Origin of the sequence: Mumia xiangluensis (genome assembly GCF_010994095.1) — a bacterium.
Classification (GTDB): domain Bacteria; phylum Actinomycetota; class Actinomycetes; order Propionibacteriales; family Nocardioidaceae; genus Mumia; species Mumia xiangluensis.
Window position 1 is genome coordinate 808211 of sequence record NZ_WJYO01000002.1, and the last position, 22494, is coordinate 830704.

The 22494-nt window shown below is 70.1% G+C and carries 19 protein-coding genes and 1 tRNA gene; 7 read left to right on the top strand and 13 right to left on the bottom strand.

What is annotated here, in order from left to right; translation table 11 throughout:
- Window positions 1–7: 7 nt before the first annotated feature.
- Genes GH747_RS10070 through GH747_RS10080 form a run of 3 tightly spaced genes read right to left on the bottom strand, consistent with a single transcriptional unit; the run spans window position 8 to window position 5716 of the window.
- Window positions 8–1459 carry a basic amino acid/polyamine antiporter gene (locus tag GH747_RS10070; RefSeq protein ID WP_149769406.1) on the bottom strand — a complete coding sequence of 484 codons (1452 nt, stop codon included), beginning with the start codon at window positions 1457–1459 and terminating at the stop codon, window positions 8–10.
- 7 nt (window positions 1460–1466) lie between these two features.
- A complete protein-coding gene (lysX, locus tag GH747_RS10075; RefSeq protein ID WP_149769407.1) occupies window positions 1467–4832 on the bottom strand; it encodes a bifunctional lysylphosphatidylglycerol synthetase/lysine--tRNA ligase LysX in 3366 nt (1121 codons plus the stop codon).
- Window positions 4829–5716 (bottom strand): hypothetical protein, encoded by an 888-nt coding sequence (locus GH747_RS10080; protein ID WP_205602868.1) that lies wholly within the window; start codon window positions 5714–5716, stop codon window positions 4829–4831. The genes lysX and GH747_RS10080 overlap by 4 nt, the downstream gene beginning before the upstream one ends.
- 58 nt (window positions 5717–5774) lie before the next feature.
- Here GH747_RS10080 and GH747_RS10085 point away from each other — a divergent pair, with 58 nt between their 5' ends.
- Together GH747_RS10085 and GH747_RS10090 are read left to right on the top strand one after the other, a co-directional pair.
- Window positions 5775–7082 carry an LssY C-terminal domain-containing protein gene (locus tag GH747_RS10085; RefSeq protein WP_149769408.1) on the top strand — a complete coding sequence of 436 codons (1308 nt, stop codon included), beginning with the start codon at window positions 5775–5777 and terminating at the stop codon, window positions 7080–7082.
- Entirely contained in the window at window positions 7079–7762 is a 684-nt protein-coding gene (locus tag GH747_RS10090) for a DUF998 domain-containing protein (RefSeq protein WP_149769409.1), read from the top strand. Before GH747_RS10085 ends, GH747_RS10090 begins: the two co-directional genes overlap by 4 nt.
- Here the strand turns inward: GH747_RS10090 and GH747_RS10095 are convergent.
- Both GH747_RS10095 and GH747_RS10100 read right to left on the bottom strand, forming a co-directional pair.
- On the bottom strand, window positions 7710–8915 hold the full coding sequence (locus GH747_RS10095; RefSeq protein WP_149769410.1) for a dipeptidase: 1206 nt from the start codon (window positions 8913–8915) through the stop codon (window positions 7710–7712). The two genes, GH747_RS10090 and GH747_RS10095, sit on opposite strands and share 53 nt — an antisense overlap.
- Before the next feature lie 91 nt (window positions 8916–9006).
- A complete protein-coding gene (locus GH747_RS10100) occupies window positions 9007–10473 on the bottom strand; it encodes a cytochrome P450 (protein ID WP_149769411.1) in 1467 nt (488 codons plus the stop codon).
- 73 nt (window positions 10474–10546) lie between these two features.
- Between GH747_RS10100 and GH747_RS10105 the strand changes: the two genes are divergently transcribed.
- Window positions 10547–11179 (top strand): TetR/AcrR family transcriptional regulator, encoded by a 633-nt coding sequence (locus GH747_RS10105; protein WP_149769412.1) that lies wholly within the window; start codon window positions 10547–10549, stop codon window positions 11177–11179.
- Between the two features lie 8 nt (window positions 11180–11187).
- On the opposite strand, the gene GH747_RS10110 is transcribed toward GH747_RS10105, so the two are convergent.
- The 4 genes from GH747_RS10110 to GH747_RS10125 are packed head-to-tail and all read right to left on the bottom strand — an operon-like array spanning window position 11188 to window position 15312.
- The gene (locus GH747_RS10110) at window positions 11188–12873 is read right to left on the bottom strand and encodes an alpha-amylase family protein (RefSeq protein WP_149769413.1); all 1686 of its coding nucleotides are present in this window, start codon (window positions 12871–12873) and stop codon (window positions 11188–11190) included.
- Window positions 12874–12876: 3 nt separating this feature from the next.
- Window positions 12877–13839 carry a TIGR03885 family FMN-dependent LLM class oxidoreductase gene (locus GH747_RS10115; RefSeq protein WP_149769414.1) on the bottom strand — a complete coding sequence of 321 codons (963 nt, stop codon included), beginning with the start codon at window positions 13837–13839 and terminating at the stop codon, window positions 12877–12879.
- A 43-nt stretch (window positions 13840–13882) separates the two neighbouring features.
- Window positions 13883–14428 (bottom strand): dihydrofolate reductase family protein, encoded by a 546-nt coding sequence (locus GH747_RS10120; protein WP_149769415.1) that lies wholly within the window; start codon window positions 14426–14428, stop codon window positions 13883–13885.
- A 59-nt stretch (window positions 14429–14487) separates the two neighbouring features.
- A complete protein-coding gene (locus GH747_RS10125; protein WP_149769416.1) occupies window positions 14488–15312 on the bottom strand; it encodes a dienelactone hydrolase family protein in 825 nt (274 codons plus the stop codon).
- A 115-nt stretch (window positions 15313–15427) separates the two neighbouring features.
- Between GH747_RS10125 and GH747_RS10130 the strand changes: the two genes are divergently transcribed.
- The gene (locus GH747_RS10130; RefSeq protein ID WP_149769417.1) at window positions 15428–16438 is read left to right on the top strand and encodes a GlxA family transcriptional regulator; all 1011 of its coding nucleotides are present in this window, start codon (window positions 15428–15430) and stop codon (window positions 16436–16438) included.
- On the opposite strand, the gene GH747_RS10135 is transcribed toward GH747_RS10130, so the two are convergent.
- Window positions 16395–16985 carry an LOG family protein gene (locus GH747_RS10135; protein WP_149769418.1) on the bottom strand — a complete coding sequence of 197 codons (591 nt, stop codon included), beginning with the start codon at window positions 16983–16985 and terminating at the stop codon, window positions 16395–16397. The two genes, GH747_RS10130 and GH747_RS10135, sit on opposite strands and share 44 nt — an antisense overlap.
- 98 nt (window positions 16986–17083) lie before the next feature.
- Between GH747_RS10135 and GH747_RS10140 the strand changes: the two genes are divergently transcribed.
- Complete coding sequence (locus tag GH747_RS10140) at window positions 17084–18019, top strand: DUF808 domain-containing protein (RefSeq protein ID WP_149769419.1); 936 nt, start codon at window positions 17084–17086, stop codon at window positions 18017–18019.
- A 52-nt stretch (window positions 18020–18071) separates the two neighbouring features.
- Complete coding sequence (locus GH747_RS10145) at window positions 18072–19037, top strand: calcium/sodium antiporter (protein ID WP_149769420.1); 966 nt, start codon at window positions 18072–18074, stop codon at window positions 19035–19037.
- A 10-nt stretch (window positions 19038–19047) separates the two neighbouring features.
- Here GH747_RS10145 and GH747_RS10150 read toward each other — a convergent pair whose 3' ends face one another.
- From GH747_RS10150 to GH747_RS10160, 3 genes are all read right to left on the bottom strand, one after another.
- The gene (locus GH747_RS10150; RefSeq protein WP_194842901.1) at window positions 19048–19737 is read right to left on the bottom strand and encodes an SAM-dependent methyltransferase; all 690 of its coding nucleotides are present in this window, start codon (window positions 19735–19737) and stop codon (window positions 19048–19050) included.
- A gap of 65 nt (window positions 19738–19802) precedes the next feature.
- Complete coding sequence (locus GH747_RS10155) at window positions 19803–20774, bottom strand: DUF1214 domain-containing protein (protein WP_149769421.1); 972 nt, start codon at window positions 20772–20774, stop codon at window positions 19803–19805.
- A gap of 76 nt (window positions 20775–20850) precedes the next feature.
- Window positions 20851–20924, bottom strand: a tRNA-Met gene (locus GH747_RS10160).
- 117 nt (window positions 20925–21041) lie between these two features.
- Between GH747_RS10160 and cls the strand changes: the two genes are divergently transcribed.
- On the top strand, window positions 21042–22484 hold the full coding sequence (gene cls / locus GH747_RS10165; protein ID WP_149769422.1) for a cardiolipin synthase: 1443 nt from the start codon (window positions 21042–21044) through the stop codon (window positions 22482–22484).
- Window positions 22485–22494 lie beyond the last annotated feature (10 nt).

The window sequence follows — 22494 nt, forward strand, 5'->3', positions numbered from 1 at the left end:
TCGGGCGTCAGAGGTCGATGGTCCCCGCCGCCACGAGCGCGACACCCGCGACTGCTGCGCCGATGAGCACCACGCAGCACAGGGCCTCCGCGCGGGTGAACACCCTGCGCGACCGCTCGCGTCGGGCCACGACGTACAGGAGCGTGCCCGGCGCGTAGACGATGCACGCGAGCAGGAGGTACTCCACGCCCGCTGAGTAGAGGAGAAAGCAGGAGTAGACGACCGCAAGGACGGCGACCAGCTGCTGCCGACGCCGTTCACGCTCGTCGCCGGGCCCGTACGTCTCGCGCGTGATCGTCAGCTTGAGCGCGAAGCCGGCCGTGAGCAGGTACGGGACGAGGGTCAGGGCCGTGTCGAGCTTGAGCATGAAGTCGAGCGCGTCGTCGATGACCAGCACCAGGAGCAGCAGCGCCTGGACGGCGATGTTCGTCACGAGCAGCGCGGCGATGGGTGTCTCGTGCCGGTTCGTCCGGGCGAGGAACCTCGGCATGACCGCGGACCTCGCCGGCGTGTACAGGATCTCCGCGTTGAGCAGCGTCCACGCGAGGTACGCGCCCTGGACCGAGATCATCACGCCGATGCTGATGAACGTCGCTCCCCACGGGCCCACGACGGACTCGAGCACAGCCCCCATCGACGGCTGCCGCGCGTCGGCGAGGTCGGCACGCGGGAGGACGCCGTACGAGACCATCGTGACGGCCACGAAGATCGCGAGGACGCTCAGGAGACCCAGCACCGTCGCGCGGCCGACGTCACGCCGATGTGCCGCGAGACGTGAGTAGACGCTCGCACCCTCGATCCCGAGGAAGACGAACGTCGTGATCAGCATCGTGTCCGTGACCTGCTCGAACAACGAGCTGGAGCCGCCGCCCTGCTCGCCGAGCATGTTGTCGGCGAACGTGGCCGGGTCGAACGCGACCGCGACGATCACGATGAACACGAGGATCGGCACGAGCTTCGCCGCCGTCACGACCCGGTTGACCACCGTGGCCTGACGGACACCTCGCGCGATCAGCGCATGGAACACCCAGACACCGACGGACGCGATCGCGACCGCGAGCACGGTGTCGCCGTCACCGAGCCCCGGGAAGAACTCGCCCAGCGTCGCCAGGGTGAGCACCATGAAGAAGACGTTCCCGGCGACGTTGCTCGCCCAGTAGCCCCACGCGGAGTTGAAGCCGAGATAGTTGCCGAATCCCGCCTGCGCGTAGCTGTAGATGCCGGCGTCGAGGTCAGGCCGGCGGATCGCCAACGACTGGAACACGAACGCCAGCATGAGCATGCCCGTGCCCGCGATGGTCCAGGCGACGACCGCGCCGAGCACACCCGTGGCCGCGCCGAACTCCTTCGGCAGCGTGAAGACGCCGCCGCCCACCATCGAGCCGACGACGAGTCCCGCCAGGGTGAGGACGCCGACCTTCTGGACCGCGCTGGTGCTGGTCCGATCGTTCGTCGTCATCCCCGCGTCAGCGCTCCGGACGAACGAGGGGGAACAGGATGGTGTCGCGGATCGAGAGTCCGGTCAGGTTCATCACCAACCGGTCGATGCCGAGTCCCATCCCTCCCGTCGGCGGCATCCCGTACTCCAGCGCACGGAGGAAGTCCTCGTCGACCTGCATCGCCTCCGGATCGCCGGCCGCCGCACGCAGCGACTGCGAGACGAGGCGCTCGCGCTGGTCGACCGGGTCCACCAGCTCCGAGTACGCCGTGCCCTGCTCGGCGGCGAAGATCACGAGGTCCCACTTCTCCGCCAGCCGCGGGTCGTCGCGGTGCTGGCGCGTCAGCGGGGAGTTCTCCTTGGGGAAGTCGGTGTAGAACACCGGCGTGGTCGTACGGCTCTCGCAGAGCTCCTCGTAGATCTCCTCGAGCAGCGGCCCCCAGTGCACGTCGGGATCCACCTCGAGCCCGATCGCTCCCGCGTGCCGGAGCAGGTCCTCGCGGGCGGTGTCCGGGGTGATCTCCTCGCCGAGCTTCTCCGAGACCGCCTCGCAGATGCTCTTCACCGGCCAGTCGCCCGAGAGGTCGTGCTCGGTGACCTTCCCGTCCGGTCCGGTGTGCAGCGCGACCGGTGAGCCGTGAACGGCGATCGCCGCCTCCTGGATGATCTCCTGCGTCAGCACCCGCATCGTGTGGTAGTCGCCGTACGTCTCGTAGACCTCCAACGACGTGAACTCCGGGTTGTGCTTGAAGTCGACGCCCTCGTTGCGGAACTGGCGCCCGACCTCGAAGACCTTCTCCATCCCTCCGACCAGCAGCCGCTTGAGATGGAGCTCGGTCGCGATGCGCAGGTAGAGGTCGAGGTCGTACGCGTTGAGGTGGGTCTCGAACGGACGCGCGTTCGCACCGCCGTGGATCAGCTGCAGCACGGGCGTCTCGACCTCGAAGAAGCCCCGCGCCTGGAGCGAGTCGCGGACGCTGCGTACGACCGTCGACCGCGTGTAGGCGATGTCGCGGGCCTCCGGACGCACGATCAGGTCGAGGTAGCGGTTGCGGATCCGCGCCTCCGGGTCGGTGAGCCCTTTGTGCTTGTCCGGGAGCGGCCGCAGCGACTTGCTGGTCAGCATCAGCTCCTGGACGCGGACCGACAGCTCGCCTCGCCGGGTGGTGATGACCTCGCCGGTCACGCCGATCTGGTCGCCGAGGTCGATGTCGTGCTGCCAGAGGTCGAACGTCTCGGCCGGGACGTCAGCCTCGTCGACCATCACCTGGAGGTCGCCGCTGCCGTCACGCAACGTGGCGAACCCGAGCCCGCCGAGGTTGCGCTTGAGCAGGATGCGGCCCACCACCGACACCTGCCGTCCGGTCGTGGTGTCCGGCGGCAGCTCCCCCGACTCTGCGACGACCTGGGCGAGAGTGTGGGTCCGCGGGCAGCCCACCGGGTACGGGTCGATCCCCTTGGCGCGGATGCGGTCGAGCTTCTCGCGGCGGACGCGCATCTGCTCGGGCAGGTGGGTGGTCGAGAGCGCCTCCGCGACCAGGTCCGGCTCGGGCGGGATGAGGGCGAGGACCGCCTCGGCGTGGCTGGCGCTCGCCGTGTCCAGGGCGTTGCCCCCGTCGCGGCGGTGAAGGAGGCTCGAGAGGGTCGGCCGCGTCAGGAATCCCTCGGCGCTGCCCGCGGCCGTACCGACCCGTGGCAGGTCCGAGGCGTACTCGAAGCACATGAACCGCGGCTGCCAGGCCGGGTGGTACTTCGCGTTCGACCGATACAGCGACTCGAGCTGCCAGCTGCGGCTCGCGAGCAGCAGTGCCTGCCGCCAGAGCCGGGCGACCGGTCCGGCGCCGATCTGCGCGCCGCGCTCGAAGGCCTCTCGGAACATCGCGAAGTTCAGGGACACGCGGCCGACGCCGAAGTCGACCGCGTGCTCGGCGAGCGAGGCGACCATGAGCTCGACCAGCCCGTTGTCTGCCGACGGGTCACGCCGCATGAGGTCGAGCGACAGCCCGCTCCTCCCCCACGGCACGAAGCTGAGGAACCCTCGCAGCGCCCCCTCGGGATCGTGTGCCTGGACCATCAGGCAGCGTCCGTCGAGGGGGTCGCCCATCCGGCCGAGCGCCATCGAGAAGCCACGCTCGTCGCCGCCGTCGCCGCGCCAGTCGGCAGCCGCCTCGCCGAGCGCGGCGAAGTCGTCGGCGCTCAGCGACTCGTGCCGCACGATGCGGGTCGTGTAGCCGTGCCGCTGCAGACGCGCCACCGACTGCCGTACCGCTTTCATCCCCGGCCCGTTCAGCGAGAAGGCCTGGAGGTCGACGATCGCCTCGTCGCCGATGTCGAACGCGGTGAGACCCGCCTCGGCGTAGGCAGCCGCACCCTTCTCGCCGGCACCCATGACGGCGAGCGACAGACCGTTGGACCGGGCGGCGTCGCGCCACCGGGCGATCGCCACGTCCCAGCGTGCCGGGTCGCCGACGGGGTTTCCGCTCGCCAGGCTGACGGAGCCGACGGCCCGGTACGACACGCCCGCCCGGGCCTCTTCGGGGTTCTCCGTGTCCCAGACGACGGCCTTGTCCCGCCGCGTCGCGAAGTAGCCCAGCGAGTCCTCGTCGCCGAACTCACGCAGAAGGGTGCGGATGCGCGCCTCGTCGGCGACGGCGCCGGTGCGCGCGCTGCGCGGCGGTCGGAAGAGCAGCAGCGCCGAGAACAGCACGACCGCAGCGCCGCTCAGCCCGATCAGGGCACGGACCCAGATCGGCGCGGACACGCTCGTCTCCGAGCCGAACCGGCCGACGTCGGAGAGCATCCCACCCCAGACGTACTCGGCTGCTGCCTCGAACGTCGGGGCGTCCCCCACACGGTGGACGAGGGCGGCCCCACCCAGAAGGACGACCGCTCCGCCGAGAAGGAAGAAGGCGAGGGCCGACCGGAGGCTGCCGGGGACGCGCCGTGCGGTGAACTGCGGTCGCGCGACCCAGGCGACCACCAGCAGGCCCGCTCCGACCACCAGCCCGATCACGAGCGGCACGCTCGCATCCCCGGCGGCGACGGCGACGATCCGTCCGACCTCGGGAAGAAGGAGCCACCAGAGGGCCAGCACCCACCAGGCCGCACGCAATCGGCGCCGCAGCGCCACGGCAAGGACGACGAGCAGCGCTCCGTACACGAGGCTCGGCACGATCGGGATCGTCATCAGCGACACCACGTCGTCGTCTCGCGAGAAGTAGCGCCGCCACGGCGGGACGAGGGCCACGATCACGACGAACGTCGCGAACGCGTACACGACTGCCGCGAAGACGTCCGGCCAGCGGTCGTCGAGCAGCCGGCGGGAGCCCGCCGTGGCGCGACTCCCTGCCTCGTCGGAGCGGGCCGGCTCGGACCCCTGTGGCGTACGGCTCATGCGGTGCTTCCTTCCACGGGAACGTCCACGGGCTGCTCGGCAGAGACCTCACCATGCCGCGCCAGGCTCACTGCGCCGGCGATCGCCAGGACGAAGCCGACGATCGCCGCCCACTCCCACCCCTCGCGCGGTCGGTCGCCGAGGAGCGCGATGCCGACCAGGGCGGGAGCGATCGTCTCCCCGACCACCAGCGGCGCGGTCGCCTGGGTCACGGTGCCCCGCTGCAGCGCGGTCGAGTACGTCAGCAGGGCGACGGCTCCCGCGACCAGCAGCGCGTACGTCGCTGGATCGCCGAGCAGGAGGCGCACGTCCTCGCCGAGAGCGTCGTACGACAGGGTCTCGGGCAGCATTCGGGCTGCGACGGCCGTCGCGCCGAAGGCGAGACCCGCGATCGCGCCGAGGGCGACCGCTCCGGCGGCACCGGCGAGCCGCGCGCACGGTACGGCGATCACCGCCAGCGCGATCGACACGACGAGGACACCCCACCGCTCGGCGTCGCTGACGTCGACCGCCCGGTCCTCAGCGGCGGAGAGGCCAACCAGGACGAGTCCGCCGATGACGACCACCAGGGCCACCTTGTCGCGGGAGGTCAGCGGCATCCGGAGGAACACCGCGCCGAGCACGGCGGTGATCGCCAGGAAGCTGGCGACGATCGACTGCACGACGAACAGAGGCAACGACAGCACGGCGACGAGAGAGAGGACGAAGCCGAGCCCGTCGAGGCCGACGCCGAGGAGGTAGCGCCACGACCTGGCGAGGCGCAGCAGCAGGCGAGGGTCCAGGCCTTCGGCGACGTCGGTCTCGCGCGCAGCCACCGCCTGCAGGATCGAGCCCACGCCGTAGCAGAGCGCAGCGCCGAACGCGCCGATCAGCCCCCAGGTCACTCCCGAAACCTAACCGAGTTCGCGGGCGGCGGCAGGGCGCGTCGGCGAGACTGTGCCCATGCGGGGGACGCGCAGGCGACTTACCAGCCGCACCTCGGTCCTGGACGCGATCGACGGCGCGTTCTTCGCGTTCTCCGCCGTGTCGGCGGCGTGGTTCGCCGTGCTCCTCCTGATCGAGGGCGTGCGGCCAGGTTGGCAGTCGATCCTTCTCGTCGTCTTCTGGGTGTTCGTCGCCTACCTCTTGCTCCCCCGTCTGCACCGGATCCTGACGCACATCTATCTCCCCGGGTACTTCATCGGGCGAGCGCGCACCAGCGACGGTCTGCTCGGCGACCCGGTCAACGTCGCCTGGCGCGGGCACGAAGTCCAGCTGCACCGGGCGATGGAGACGGCGGGGTGGGTTCGCGCCGACGATCTCGACTTCAGCGCGGGACGCAAGATCGTCACCTCGACACTGCGACGGCGGAGCTACCCGCGAGCACCTGTCAGCCCGCTCGTCCTCTTCGACCGGCAGCAGGACTTCGCGTACGAGCGGGAGGTCGACGGCACGCCCTCTCAGCGCCACCACGTCCGCTTCTGGCGATGTCCCGACGGGTGGATGCTGCCCGGCGGCTTCGCCGTCGACTGGCTGGCCGCGGCGACGTACGACAAGCGTGTCGGCCTCTCCTTGTTCACGCTCCAGGTCACCCACAAGATCGATGCCGACACCGACGTCGAGCGCGACCACGTCGTCTCGACGGTGACGTCGGCCGAGCCACGCGCCAGCGTCGCGACCATCGCGAACTTCTCGACCGGCTACCACTCACGCAACGGTGGCGGGGATCTGATCGAGACCGACGGCGACCTTCCGGTGGTCGATGTTCGCGAAGTTGGCGTGCCACCGGATGCTCCGGTCACGCCGAGCGACAGCCGGAGCCGCCTGCCCGGTCCAACGGTGTTCGGAGCAGGTGTGGCTGCACTCCGAGCGATCTTCTATCTCGCCGCAGTCGTCGTGGTGGTGGTGTCGCCGGACTCGCTCGCCGACTCGGTGAGCGGGGCAGGCGAGACGGTGTCGGCCGACGACGTCCGGCGGGTGACCGCGTTCGCCGCCCCCGTCCTCGCTCTCCTCGGGCTGATCGACCTCGGACTCGCGATCGGTGTGCTGCGCGGGAGCAACGTCGCACGGCTCGTCCTGATGAGCGTGTGTGTCGTCGCGACGAGCACGGCCTTTCTCACAGACGTGGTAGGCCGCGCGGGGATCACGCTGGCCGGCGTGATGACGGTGGGTGTCAACATCCTGGTGGTGCTGGCGCTGTCGAGTCACCGCGCCCGGGCGTACGCGACCCGTGAGCGTCCGTCAGTCGGCCGGACTAGGCTTCCCGGGTGAAGAGCTGGCGCGGGGTGCTGCTCGTCGCCACCGGTGTCGTGGCGGGATTCCTCTACTCGAACTTCCTTCTCGACGTGATGGTCTCGCAGGACCACGACTGGTTCGCGGTGGTCAGCGAGCTCGAGGTCCCGGGCTCTCCGACGGCGGGGCTCCTCCGTGTCACCGACGTCGTCTGCGCGGTGCTCGTGCTCGCGCTGCTCCCCTGGGTGCGGGCCGCGCTGCCGGCCTCACGCTGGCGCACCGCCGGACTCTGGCTCACCGCGGTCTTCGCGCTCGGAGGCATCGTGGCCGCAATCGTTCCTCTCCCCTGTCGCACCGACGAGGTCTGCACAACGGCTGCCGACCAGTGGCAGCGGTGGGTCCACGACGGATCCAGCATCGTGTCCGCCGCAGCGCTGTTCCTCGGCGCGGTGGCCGTGGCGCTGGCCGCCGACGAGCGGCAGCGCTGGGTCCGCCGCGCCGGCTGGTTGACGTTCTGGATCGGTGGCGTCGTCGGGATCCTGCTCTTCGGCGGGTTCGCCGCCATCGACTCGTCCTCGTGGCAGTCGGGCATCGCGCAGCGTTTCCAGATCGCCGCGATGAGCATCTGGATCGTCTGCCTCGGTGTCCTGGCGGCGAGCGCGCCGGTCAGCCCTTCGGCAGCACCTCGGTCATCACCCGCTGCACGTTCCCGCCCATGATCGCGGCGATGTCGGTGTCGCTGAAGCCTCGGTCGACGAGCTCCTGCGTGACGACGGCGATGTCGGAGGTGTCCCAGCGGACGGCGACCGAGCCGTCGTAGTCGCTGCCGAGCCCGACGTGCTCGATGCCGACGAGATCACGGACGTGGACCATCGCGTCGACGACGGCCTCGGCGCTCGTGTCACACACCGCTCCGTCGAAGTAGCCGATGCCGACCACGCCACCGGTGGCGGCGATCCCGCGGATCTCGTCGTCGGTGAGGTTCCGGTTGACCTCGCAGGTGGCCTGGACGCCGCCGTGGCTGGAGACGACCGGCTTCGTGGCGCGCTCGAGCATCTCGGCGACCGCGGGGTGGCTGGCGTGCGCGACGTCGACGATCATGCCGAGGCGCTCCATCTCGTCGAACACCTCGCGACCGAGGTCGGTGAGTCCTGCCTTCTCCTCGCCGTGCATCGAGCCCGAGACCTCGTTGTCGAAGAAGTGCGTGAAGCCCGCCATGCGGTAGCCGGCGTCGTACAGCTTCTCCAGATTGCCGGCGTCCCCCTCGAGGGGCTGGAGCCCTTCGAGGGACAGCAGTGCTCCGGTGACGTCCTCGCCCGCGGCTCGGTCGGCCATCAGGGAGGTGAGGTCCTCGCTGGTACGAACGATGCGCAGCCTGCCGTCCGACCGCTCCTCGGCGTCCTGGAGCCGATCCGCGTGGTACATCGAGCGCTCGAAGATCGAGCCCCAGGTCCGCGGCGGCTGGAGCTGCACGATCGTGAGCAGCGTGATGTTGTCGGTGTCGGCGCTGTTCGAGTCGAAGTTCTGGCCCTTGGGCGACTTGCTCACCGACGAGAACACCTGGAGCGCGACGTTGCCGTCCTCGAGACGGGGCAGGTCGACGTGGCCGCGCTCGCTGCGGTCGAGGAGGTCGCGGTTCCACAGCAGCGTGTCGGAGTGCATGTCGAGGATCGTGAGCGAGTCGTGCAGCGCCTGGGTCTCCTCGGTCACCTCAGGGAGGGGTCCGGGCTCGATCGTGTTCATGCTGCGCTCGACGACCCCGGGCACGATCGTGAAGAAGGCGACGGCCGCGAGGACGACGAGGGCGAGCAGCGCGATCAGGACGCGTTTGACGGTGACGATGCGGCGGCGCGACGACGCGGGGGACGACATGAGGGCAACCTTCCGAGAGGCGTCTTCCGGATGACGGACGCCACACCGTAACAGCACCACTGTCACGGTAGGCGCGCCACCCCAGGAGGGATCAGCCGGAGGTCGATCCGGTGTACGGGCAGACGGCCGCTGCGGCGGGCGCGTCCTCGACCGCAGGCAGCGGCGTGCCACCCGTCGCTGGCCGGCGACGCGTGAGCGTGACGTGGAAGTCCTCCGGCATCAGCGTGAGCCGCTCGTTGATGGTCAGCTCGTACGACGCGTCGCCGGCGATGTCGTAGCGATGCAGGATCCGGGCGAGCGCCATCGTGGCCTCGTGCACCGCGAACTGGCGTCCGATGCAGGCGCGCTCGCCGGTGCCGAACGGCTTCGCGGTCGACGCGAGGCGAGGCCTCGTACGGTCGGGGTCGAACACGTCGGCGTCCTCGCCCCAGACCGCGGGGTCACGCTGGACCAGCGGCAGCAGCACGAGCGCCCAGTCGTCGGGCGTCATCGTCCACCGCCCGCCGAGCGTGGTCGCCTCGCGCGGGCTGCGGGCGTAGCCGGGGGCCGTCGGCCACAGCCGGAGCGCCTCGTCGAGCACCTTGCGGAGGTAGCGGAACCGCGGGACCTGCTCGTACGACGGCGTCGCGTCCGGGTCGTCCCCCAGGATCGCGTCGGTCTCGGCAACGGCCTTCGCGAGCACGTCCGGGTGGCGGACGAGGTAGTAGAACGCGAACGACAGCGCGCCCGACGTCGTCTCGTGCCCGGCCACCAGGAAGGTCAGGATCTGGTAGCGGATGTTCTCGTCGCTCAGCCGCTGCCCGGTCACGGGGTGCGCCTGGTCGAGCATGATGCCGAGAAGGTCGTCGCCGCCGGTGGTCGCTGCCGTACGGCGTGAGCGCACGATGTCGTCGAGGAACCCGCGCACGTAGTCGAGCTGGTCGGCGTGCCGGCGGTCGAGCCGTCGCTCGAGGATCCGCGCGCCGGGCAGGGCACCGATGACACCCTTGCGCCGACCGAGCGTCAGGGCCGTCACCATCCCCTCGACGAACGGGTGGACCTCGTCGGTCGTGAACGAGCCGAACGCCTGGCTGAAGCCCGTACGGCCGATCGTCTCGAGGGTCAGCCGGGTCATGTCCCCACCGACGTCGACGCGCCCGTCGCCGGAGTCCCAGACCACGAAGAGCTCGTCGAGCGTCTCGGCCATCACGGGGTGGTAGCGCTGCATGGCCTGCTTGGTGAACGCCGGCACGAGAAGGTCATGGGCGAGCTGCCAGTTGGGCTCGTCGTTGCGGGCGGTGAAGAGTCCGTCGCCGGCGATGCCCCGCAAGCCCTCGAGCGCGGGCGAGTTTGCCTTGACGAACCGCTTCTCGTCGTTGAGCTCGGCCGCGAGCTCAGCATCCGCGACGAACACGAACTTCTGGCCGAAGACGACGATCTCGAAGATGGGACCCAGGTCGCGATGGTGCTCGAGGATGTGCTGGACCGGACGCTCCGGATCCATGCTGTGGGCGTCCTTCATCCAGCGCCGACGCCCGGGAGGGTGCGGGAACGTGTGACCGGACCAGGCGTTGCGCATCGAAACTCCTTGTTGCACTTCGGTTCAACAAAGCCTGTCGCGCTACTGAACCGCTGTCAAGTAGTCTCCAGCCGTGGCCACGCGCACCCGCCTCTCCCCCGATCAACGCCGTGAGCAGCTGCTCGCTCACGGGGCACGGCTCTTCGCGACGCAGTCGTACGACGACGTCCACATCGAGCGCGTCGCCGAGATCGCCGAGGTCTCGCGCGGCCTCCTGTACCACTACTTCCCCAACAAGCGCGCATTCTTCGCGGCCCTGCTCGAGCGCGCCGCGACGCACCTCGCCGAGAGCACCGCGCCCGACCCCGCCCACTCCGCGCGCGAGCAGCTCTACACCGGGATCGAGAGCTACCTCGACCACTGCCGAGCGAACCGCCTCGGCATGCGCACCATCCACCGCGGCGCAGCGAGCGCCGATCCCGACATCCAGGCGATCATCGAGCGCTCGACCCGGCTGCACGAGCAGCGCATCCTCGCGGCGCTCGAGCCGGACGAGCCGCACCCGCTCCTCACGATCACGGTGAGCAGCTGGATCCCGCTGCTCCGGGCGGCCACGTTCTCCTGGCTCGACACGCCGGGGACGCCGGCCGCGTCCCGCGACGAGGTGCGCGACCTCTGCGTGGGTGCACTGATCGGCGCGCTGAGCGCGCTCCCGGACGCGGCCCGTCCCGCACGGCTCGCAGAGCTGGTCGACCCTGTCGGCTGAGCAGTCGCTCAGAGACCTCCCGGGTCGCCCCGGCGTACCCGCATCCAGCGGTGCCCGTAGCCGTCGAGCGTCAGCTCGACCGCGCCGTCGCGACCGATCTCGGTCGCCTCGTGCGCGATGACGTCCTCGAGCCAGACGTGCTCGTCGCCCCTGAGATCGTCGGGATCCATCGGGATCCGGACCGTGACCGGGTCTGCAGACAGGTTGTGCACGGCCACCACCGTCGACCCCTCCCAGTGGCACCGGTGCGCCATCACCGCTCTGCTCGGCGCAGCGAGGACCCGGAAGTCTCCCCATCCGAGCTCCGGGCACAGTCGATAGGTCTGGATGAGCGTGCGCATGAAGCTCCACAACGAGTCGGGATCGCGCAACTGGTCTGCCACGTTGACGTGCTCGGGGCCGTAGCCGTCCGGGACCAGTCGTTGGATCAGCCGACGCGGCGGCGCGGTGGAGAACCCTCCGTTGCGCGTCGGCTCCCACTGCATCGGCGTCCGGACGGCCATCCGTCCCTCGGCCTCGAGGTCCTCGCCCATCCCGATCTCTTCGCCGTAGTACAGCGTCGGGGTCCCCGGGAGGCTGAAGAGGAGGCTGTAGACCATGCGGATCCGGCGCGGGTCACCGCCCATCATCGTCGGGAGGCGCCGCTTGAGACCTCGCCCGTAGATCTGCATCGCCGGCTCGGGACCGAACGCGGCGAACACGTCTGATCGTTCCTGGTCGGACAGCTTGTCGAGGATCAGCTCGTCGTGGTTGCGCACGAACGTCGCCCACTGGCAGTCCGGGTGGATCCTCGGCCGCGCCTTCAGGGCCTTGGCGAGCGGGCGGGCGTCCTCCCGCGCGAGCGCGAGGTAGAGCGCCTCCATGCCGAGGAAGTCGAACATCATCGTGAGCTCGTCCCCGTCGGACCCTCCGAAGTAGGCGCGCTGCTCCTTGTGCGGCAGGTTGACCTCCCCCAGCAGGATCGCGTCGCCGCGCCGCCTGCCGAGGAAGGAGCGCAGAGCCTTGAGGTACTCGTGCGGGTCTCCCGGTACGTCGTCCCCGTCGGTGTCCACGTCGGCGATGAGGAACGGCACCGCGTCCACCCGGAATCCCGCCAGACCGAGCTGCAGCCAGAAGCCGATCGACTTGGCGATGTGCTCTCGCACCTTCGGGTTGGCGAAGTTGAGGTCCGGCTGGTGGCTGTAGAAGTGGTGCAGGTACCACTCGCCCGTGCGTTCGTCGTACGCCCAGATGCCGTCCTCCTTGTCAGGGAAGACGACCTTGTCCGAGGTGTCCGGCGGCGGGTCCGAACGCCAGACGTAGTAGTCGCGGTAGGGGTTGTCCTTGCTGCGACGCGCGGCTTTGAACCACGGGTGCTGCGCCGAGGTGTGGTTGACGACGAGGTCGGCGATCACCCGGATCCCGCGGTCGTCGGCGGCGCGGAGCAGCTCGACCAGGTCTCCGTGCGTGCCCAGCCTGCTGTCGACGCCGAACAGGTCGGTCACGTCGTAGCCGTCGTCGCGATCCGGCGTCGGGTAGAACGGCATCAGCCACAGGCACGTGACCCCGAGCTCGGCGAGGTAGTCGATGCGCTGGGTCAGCCCGATCAGGTCACCCACGCCGTCGCCGTCGGAGTCGGAGTAGGTCTCCACGTCCACGCAGTAGATGACGGCGTTCTTCCACCACAGGTCACCGGTGCTCACGCTCCGCGCCATCGGTCACGCCTCCTTCAGGCCCGGCAGCACCTGCGCGCCGAACGCGTCGATGAACTCGTTCTGCGACTGGCCCACGTGGTGGAGGTAGATCTCGTCGAAGCCCAGCTCCGCGTACGAGGCGAGCCGGTCGCGGTGCCATCCGAGGTCGGCGGAGACGTCGACCACCGAGCGCACCCGGTCGACCGTCACGTCCTCGGACACGAGGTCGAAGGCCTCAGCGGTCTCGAGGTCCCACGAGACCGGGGCACCGAAGATGTTGCTCCGCCACTGCTCGTGCGCGACCTGCTCCGCCTCAGCCTCCGTCGGAGCCCACGACAGGTGCACCTGCAGCGCGAGGGGCCCGGTGCCGCCGGCGTCGCGGTAGGCGTCGACGCGCTGCCGCAGGGCGTCGAGCGGCTGGTTCACCGTCACCATGCCCTCGCTCCACGCGGCGACCCTGGAGGCACTGTCCAGCGAGACCGCCGGTCCGACCAGCCGAGGCCGTGGCTCCGGGATCTCCCAGAGCCGCGCCCGATCGACGGTCACGAGGCCGTCGTGGCTGACCTCCTCACCCTCGAGCAGCCGACGGATCACATCCACGCACTCCTCGAGCCGGCGCGTACGGACCTCCTTGCGGGGCCACCCGTCACCCGTGATGTGCTCGTTGCTCGCCTCGCCGCTGCCGAGCGCCACCCAGAAGCGCCCCGGGAACATCGTGCCGAGGGTGGCGATCGCCTGCGCGATCACGGCAGGGTGGTAGCGCTGTCCCGGCGCGTTCACCGCACCGAACGTGAGGTCGGTGGTGGCGAGCGCCGCGCCGAGCCAGGACCACGCGAAGGCAGAGTGTCCCTGGCGACTGCTCCACGGAGAGAAGTGGTCCGAGCACATCGCCACCTCGAACCCCGCACGCTCAGCGTGCTGCACGTCGGCGAGCAGCTGGCGCGGGCCGATCTGCTCGTGGCTGGCGTGGAAGCCGTAGCGGGTCATGCGTCTTACACAACCCGATCGCACCCGAGCGCGCAGACCGCCGTCAGGACGACGGCTCTGCCCGGTAGTCGGCGAGCAGGCTCCCGGTCGGCGTCCCGACCACGCGTTCCAGCTCCCACCGTCGCGCGTCGCCGGGTCCGTCCCAGAACCGGCGGCCTTCGCCCACGGAGACCGGCGCGACCACGAGTCGGAGCCGGTCCACGAGCTGGGCGGCGAGCAGCGAGGAGGTGAGTGCGAGGCTGCCGTGCACGCCGATGTCCCCGCCCGGCTGCTGCTTGAGGTCGCGCACGAAGTCCTCGACCGACCCGTCGACGACGGTCGTGCTCGCCCAGTCGTGCTCGAGCGGCGTCGATGTCACGACGTACTTGTCGACCGCGTTGATGAAGCTCGCGAACGGCTCGTGCGAGGAGGTCGGCCAGAACGGCGCCCACTCGTCGTACGACCGTCGGCCGAGGAGCACCGCGTCCTGGGTCTCGATCACGCGACCCAGGTTGGCGTACATCACCTCGTCGAAGTCGAGGACGAACTGGTCAGGCGCCTCGGCCACACCGTCCAGGGACACGAGCAGGTAGGCGACGACGTTGCGCATGGCGACTCCTTGATCGGGTTCATCGGGTACGCCGGGTGGACCGCGCCGCAGGACGGAACTCATCGCGCCCGCGGGATGAGCCGCTCGGTGAGGTAGGAGAGGATCGCGTCCCGCGCCTGCACCGTCGGGTGTCCTTCCTCGTCGACGAGGTGCGCGGTCACGACGCTGTGCGGCGTCCCGACGACGTCGCGGAAGAACGGCGGCGGTTCGGCGTTGGCGACCTCCCCGCTGAGGACGCGCTCGTCGAACCGCTCCCCCAGCAGCCGGGCGTACGCGGCGAACCGTTGCCCCGTGCACCAGCGGTCGCCCTCGAAGCGCAGTCCGAGCGCGCGCAGGTCGGCGCTCGCGAAACGCGCCTTCACCGCCTCCGCGTCCTCGGTGGACATCTCGAGCGCTGCTGGGTCGTCGAGCGGGAGCGACGGCTGGCTGAGGACAGCGGCGACGACGGAGGGCTCGAGCGTCATCGTGAGCGCGAAGTTCCCGGTGAAGCACATCCCGACGGCACCGACGCCCGGCCCGCCGCACTCGTCGTGCGCCAGTCGAGCCAGCGCCCGGAGCCACGTCACGACCGGACTGGTCCCGCCGCCGGCGAACGCGCGGAACTCGGCGCTGACGCAGGCGCGCTTCATCACCGCCGCGCCGTCCTCGACCGTCGGGTACGCCCCGTCGGTCCCGAAGAGGGACGGTACGTAGACGGTGAAGCCCGCATCGCGGACCCACGCTGCGAAGCGCAGGACGTCCGGGCTGATCCCCGGCATCTCAGGCATCACGATGACGGCAGGACCCGCGCCGGCGACGTACACGTTCTTCTCGCTCCCGTCGGCGGCAAAGCTGCGGCGCTCGAAGTCCTCGAGCTGCGAGGCACCCGCGTCGTGCTTCCTCATCTGGTCTCCTCTGGTCGGACGGACTCTCATCGTCGTCGCCTCGGACGGGGTGTTGGAGCGGCGAAATCGCCATGATCAGAGGTAATCTCGCCACCTCGGACGAGGAGGCGGCACCATGACGGAAGAACCCCTGCGCGTCGGCGTGCTCGCGTACCCCGGGTGCTTCGCGTCGGAGGTCTTCGGCGTTCTCGACCTGCTCACGATCGGCGGCCACGTGGCCCGAGCCAAGGGCACGGGGACGACGCCGTTCACGACGTCGGTGATGTCGCCGCGTCGGCGGGTCGTCGCCACGGGAGACGTGCCGATCGGCGTGCGGCCGATGCGTGAGGTCGACGTGCTCGTCGTCCCCGGCTTCGAGCTCGTGCCTTCTGTGGACCTCGACGCGAGGCTCGCCGACGTCGGACCCGAGATCGCGGCGATCACCCGCCACACCGACGGCGGACGGGCGGTGGTGTCGATCTGCGTCGGCGCGTTCCTCCTCGGCGCCGCGGGCCTGCTCGACGACCGCCGGGCGACCACGTCCTGGCTCTTCGCCGACGCGCTAGCCCGACGCTTCCCCCGTACGGTCGTCACGCCTGGAGACCTGGTCGTCAACGACGCGGGCGTCACGACCACCGCCGGGTTCTCCGCGATGTACGACTTCGTCCTCGACCTCGTCCGGCGGCACTGCGGTCCGACCGCGGCTCGGCACACAGCGCGGATCGCACTGGTCGACGACGCCCGCTCCAGCCAAGCGCCGTACGTGGACGACCGGCTCCTCCCGGCCACGGGGGGCAGCTTCTCCGCCCGCGTCGAGCGTTGGCTCGACCAGCACCTCGACACGCCGTACGACCTGCCGGGCCTCGCCGCCACCTTCCACACGAGCACGCGAACGCTGCTGCGGCGCTTCAAGGCCGACACCGGAGAGACCCCGCTCGGCTACCTCCAACGGGCGCGCGTCCGCCGGGCGCAGCACCTGCTCGCGCGCACTGACCGCACCGCGCAACAGGTCGCGCGCGACGTCGGCTACCGTGACGCGGCGACCTTCTCCCGGCTGTTCGCCCGGCACGTCGGGATCGGGCCCGGCGCGTACCGCGCGACGTTCAGCGCTCGAGCGCCCGGCGCTGCAGACCCTCGATCACCGTAGGCAGGTCGGCGTCGACGACGAGGGCGTCGACGAGCTCGCGGCTCATGAACCCGGTGCCGGCGATGCGGTCGAGCATGGCGACGAGCGGGTCCCAGAACCCGTCCGGGTTGAGCAGACCGAGCGGCTTGGCGTGGAGGCCGAGGGTCTGCCAGGTCCACACCTCGAACATCTCCTCAAGCGTGCCGAGACCGCCGGGAAGGACGAGGAAGGCGTCGGCCCGAGCCGTCATCATCGCCTTGCGCTGGTGCATCGTGTCGACGACGTGCATCTCCAGCCCCGGCTCGCCGGTGCGCCCCCACTCGCGCTCGACCATGAACGACGGGATGACCCCGTACACGCGACCGCGGCGGTCGAGCGCACCCCGTGACACGGCACCCATCAGGCCGCTCCCGCCACCGCCGTACACGAGCTCGATGCCGCGCTCGGCGATCTGGGCACCGACCTCGTACGCCATCTCGAGGAGCGAGGAGTCGTTGCCGTCGCGGGACGCCATGAAGACAGCGAGGCTGCCGAGCGGGCCCGAGGCACCAGAGGATGAGCGCTGCATGCCCCGGATCGTACGGCGGGTGCGAAGCAGGGCCGCAACGACAACTACCCTTCTCTTGTGACACGGATCGCCACCTCACTCCCGGTCGGAGCGCACGCATGAGCGTCGGACTCGCAGCCCTGCTCGACGACGTCGCCGCGCTCGCCCGTCTCGCTGCTGCGTCCGTCGACGACGTCGGCGCGGCTGCCGGCCGCGCAAGCGCCAAGGCTGCGGGGGTGGTCGTCGACGATGCAGCCGTGACGCCGCGCTACGTCCAGGGCCTCTCACCCAAGCGCGAGCTCTCGGTGATCGGACGCATCGCCAAGGGGTCGCTGCGCAACAAGCTGCTGATCATCCTCCCGGCGGCGCTGCTCCTCAGCCAGTTCCTCCCGTGGCTCCTCACCCCGATCCTCATGGTCGGCGGCACCTACCTCTGCTACGAGGGCGCCGAGAAGCTGTGGGAGAAGGTCTCCGGGCACCACGCGCCGGAGAAGCCTTCGACGGCGGAGGGTGCCGATCAGGAGAAGACGGTCGTGTCCGGCGCCATCCGGACCGACTTCATCCTGTCGGCCGAGATCATGGTGATCGCCCTCAACGAGGTGGCCGACGAGCCGTTCGTGTCGCGCGCGATCATCCTCATCGTCGTCGCGCTCGGCATCACCGCTCTCGTCTACGGCGTCGTCGCGCTGATCGTCAAGATGGACGACATCGGCCTCGCCCTCGCCCAGCGGACGTCCGCTGCGTCGCGTGCGGTCGGCAACGGGCTCGTGAAGGCGATGCCCGTGGTCCTCGCGACCCTCTCGGCCGTCGGTGTCGTCGCCATGCTGTGGGTCGGCGGCCACATCCTGCTGGTGGGCGCCGACGAGCTCGGCCTGCACGCGCCGTACGAGCTCGTCCACCACCTCGAGGAGGCCGTGCACGACGCCGTGGCCGGTGCCGGCGCGGCGCTCGGCTGGCTCGTCAACACCATCGCGTCCGCGATCATCGGCCTTGTCGTCGGCGCGATCGTCGTCGCCGTGATGCACGTCGTCCCACGGCGCGCCGCAGCACACTGACCCGAGGGCATCTGGGCCTGCGTCCACCGTCGGAGCCTGCCAGAGTGTCCCCATGTCGACGGTGCTCGTCATGGTGCTCGGTCTGGTCGGCCTCGTCATCGGCGCCGAGCTCCTCGTCCGTGGCGGCTCCGGCGTCGCGGTACGACTCGGGATCGCCCCGATCACGATCGGTCTGACCGTCGTCGCGCTGGGCACGAGCATGCCTGAGCTCGCGATCGGCGTCGATGCCGCCCGGCGCGGGAGCGGCGGCCTCGCCGTGGGCAACATCGTCGGCACCAACCTGGTGAACCTCCTGCTCATCCTCGGCCTGAGTGCAGCGATCCGGCCGATCGCGCTCGCAACCCGCACGCTCCGCTTCGACCTCCCGGCGATGACCGCCGCCGCGCTGGTCGTGTTCGTGATGGGCAGCGACGGCACGCTCACCACGGTCGAGGGTGCGGTGCTGCTCGTGCTCGGCGTCGCCTACACGTACGGCGTGCTCCGCGCAGGACGCGCTGACGCGGCGGAGCGTACGCCCGAGGGTGCAGGTGGAGCCACGACGGAAGGCTCCCCCTCAGGCGGTCTCGCTCGCGACGTCATCGGGCTCGTGGCCGGACTCGTGGTCATCGTCGTCGGCGCCGACCTGCTCGTCAGCGGCGCGGTCGACGCCGCGTCGTCGCTCGGGATCAGCGATGCCGTCATCGGTCTGACCGTGATCGCCATCGGCACGTCGGCGCCCGAGCTCGTGACCACGCTCGTGTCGACGTTCCGCGGCGACCGGGAGCTGGCGCTCGGCAACCTCATCGGGTCGAGCGTCTACAACCTCGTGTTCATCCTCGGCGTGACAGCGATTGCCGCTCCGGAGAGCGTGCCCGTGCCTGACGAGGTCCTGGCCGCCGACCTCGTGCTGATGGCCGTCGTCGCGGTCGCCTGTGTGCCGGTCTTCATGACCGGTCGCCGCATCAGCCGGATCGAAGGTGGCGTGTTCGTCGCCGCGTACGTGGTCTACCTCAGCTGGCTGGTCGCCGTGCGAGCCTGACCGCCCGCAGTCACGGCGTACGGCGCGCGACCAGCGTCGAGTCGTGCACGGACACCTCGACGCCTTCGCGAACCATCGCCCGTGGGCGCTGCTCGACCGCGAGGACCTCGAAGTCCGACGGGAGTCCGGGCAGCAGGTCCTCCGCCACGAACATCGCCCGTCGCTGGTTCGGGCTCAGGTGGGTGAAGAACGCCTCGGACGGCGCGTGGCCCACCACGAGGAGGCGTCCGCCCGGAGCGACCGCCTCGGCGAGCCGGGCGACGACCTCGACCATCCCGCCGTTCGGCGGGTGGAGGAAATGCGTGCTGACCAGGTCGTACGCCCGTCCGTCCGCCGCGAAGCTGCGCGCGTCCACCTGCCACCAGTCGACCTTGTCGGCGACGCCGGCGTCCTTGGCGTGCCGTGCAGCCCGCGCGAGTCCGTTGGCCGAGAAGTCGGCGCCGGTCACCTTCCAGCCCTGGCTCGCGAGCCAGATGACGTCGCCGCCCTCGCCGCATCCCACGTCCAGCGCGGTGCCGGGTGTCAGGACGGACACCTCAGCCACGAGCTGGGCGTTCGGCTTCCCGCTCCAGACGGTCTCCTCGCCGGAGTAGCGCTCGTCCCAGCTCGGCGGCTCGAACATCGCCGCCTCCTCCTCGGTCAGCGGCTGGGTGTCCGCCTCGGCGGCGGCGGGGGCGTCGTACGACTCGTTCGTCTCCATGCCCACCAGCCTGCCGACCCGCACGGCCGGCGACAATCTGTGTTGCCGGACCGGCAATACGGCAGTCAGGCCTGGAGCCCCGGGGACACCTCGGTAGCCGGCACCAGCGGCGGCACCGTCCAGGTTCCGTCGAGGACCTCGGCGCGCGGCCGATAGAGACGGACCAGGAAGTTCCAGCCGTCGGGAACGGGGATCGCGTTCGGTCGCGGGTCCTCGGGGTCGGTGACGAACCGCACGGTGATCGAACCGTCGTCGTTCGGGACGCCGGTGATGCTGTTGATGGTGTAGCGGCCGCTGGAGGTCGGTTCGAAGAAGCCGCGGGCGTTGTAGACCGAGATGGACCAGAACGCGTCAACTGGGACGTCCTCGAGAGTCATCTCGTAGTCGCCCGGGTCCACGCGCGGCTCGACCCCGACGTAGGAGGCCTCGCTGGTCGGCAGCCCGCCCCACCCTGCCGCCGCGCCGATCAGGTGACGGACCGGGTCAACTTCCTCGCGGGTCCCGAACATGCGGTCGAACCCGGACAAGAACGTGGCGAGCTGGAGCAGTCCGTCCCGGGTGCCGTCGAAGCTGACGGCGTCGTACTCGGGAGAGACGAACGGCCGTGCGGACCCCGCCTCCAGCGTGATCCGGTCCTGCAGCCGAGAGACCTCGGCGATGTCTGCGGCGTCTGCCGGGTCGACCAGGGTCCGGACCCCGACCATCACGTGCTCGGTGCCGAACTGGTCGACCGTCAGCTCGTACGTGCCCGCGCCGTGGAAGATCGCGTCGACGTAGTGGTCGTTGTTGACCACCATCGCCGACATGTAGCGGTCGCCTGCGTCAGGCAGCGTCACCCGCGCCCCGGCGGAGATGTCGACGACAGCGAAGCTGTAGAGCGTGTCGCGGTTCAGCCGGATCACGGTCTGCTCGTCGATCGGCGCCGGCTCCCGGTTGTGCCGGAAGGCGTTGATGCCGCCGGCGTCTGCCTGGATGGCGGCGAACATCCGGTCGGTCTCGGCGCGCACGAAATTGTCGACGCTCACCGTGGTCGTCATACGGTCCCCTTGCCCCCAAAGGCGAGAGGCCGCCTCCGGTGACTCCGAAAACGGCCTCTGCCACTGCTTCTCTGAGTAGCGGGGACAGGATTTGAACCTGTGACCTCTGGGTTATGAGCCCAGCGAGCTACCGAGCTGCTCCACCCCGCGTCGCTGTGACGACCCTACCGGAGCCGCCTGGGCCGGCCGCATCCAGGGGTGCCGACGCAGGCGTGATCACCCTGCACGAGTGACGCGGCGACCACCGTCGTACGCGATCCTTGGCACATGGTGGCGTGGCTCGCAGCGGCTCTGTACGTGATCGACCTGACGATCAAGATCGTCGCGCTGGGCGTCGTGCCCAAGAACCGGCGACCGTCCAGCGGCATGGCGTGGCTGCTCCTGATCCTCATCATCCCGCTGTTCGGATTCGTGCTGTTCCTCGTCCTCGGTCGGACGAAGCTCGAGCAGCGCCGCCACCAGGAGCAGGCGGCGATCAACGCGATGATCGCCGAGCAGACGGCGGACGTCCCGACGCTCGAGGCCGCGTACGACGGTCCGGCGTACGTCTCCTCGGTCGCCACCTTGAACCGGACCCTCGGAGCCAAGCCGGTCGCGCCCGGCAACAGGATCGACCTGTTCCCCGGGTATGCCGACAGCCTTGCGGCGATGGCCGTCGCGATCGACGCGGCGACCAGCTTCGTGCATGTGGAGTTCTACATCAGCGCCTGGGACGACGTGACCGCACCGGTGTTCGAGGCGCTCGCGCGCGCCGCGGATCGCGGAGTGACCGTGCGGCTGCTGTTCGACCACCTGGGATCCCGCGGCATCCCCGGGTTCGAGGACTTCCAGAAGCGCCTCGACACCACCGCGATCGAGTGGCACATGATGCTCCCGATCCAGCCGCTCAAAGGCAAGTGGCGCCGCCCGGACCTGCGCAACCACCGCAAGATCATGGTCGTCGACGGCACGGTCGCGTTCACCGGCTCGCAGAACCTCATCGAGCCCGGCTACAACAAGCCCAAGAACCACAAGGCCGGCCGTGAGTGGGTCGAGCTCATGGCGCGCGTCGAGGGACCCGCGGTGAGCGCCCTGAACCTCCTGTTCGCGACCGACTGGTACGCCGAGTCCGGAGTCCGGCTGATCAACGAGATCGCCGCCCCGCCTCCGCCCCGGGGCGAGATCGAGGCGCAGGTGATCCCGAGCGGGCCGGGGTTCGCGACCGAGAACAACCTGCGGGCCTTCACGACGCTCATCTACTCGGCGCAGCGCCGGCTGTCGATCACCAGCCCGTACTTCGTGCCCGACGAGTCGCTGCTGTACGCCGTGACGACCGCGGCCCAGCGCGGAGTCGACGTCGAGCTGTTCGTGAGCGAGGCCGGCGACCAGTTCATGGTGTTCCACGCACAGCGCTCGTACTACGAGGCGCTGCTGCGGGCGGGCGTACGCATCTACTTCTATCCGGCACCCGCGATCCTGCACTCGAAGTTCTTCACCGTCGACGACGACGTCGCCGTGCTCGGGTCGAGCAACATGGATATGCGGTCGTTCGCGCTGAACTACGAGGTGTCGCTGATGCTGCTGGGGTCCGACGCCGTCGCGAAGGTGACCGCGGTCGAGGACAGCTACCGCGCCGTCTCCCACGAGCTGACGCTCGACGAGTGGCTCAACCGCCCGAGGCGCTCCGCCTACATCGACAACGTCATGCGTCTGACCGCCGCGCTGCAGTAGACGCGGACGC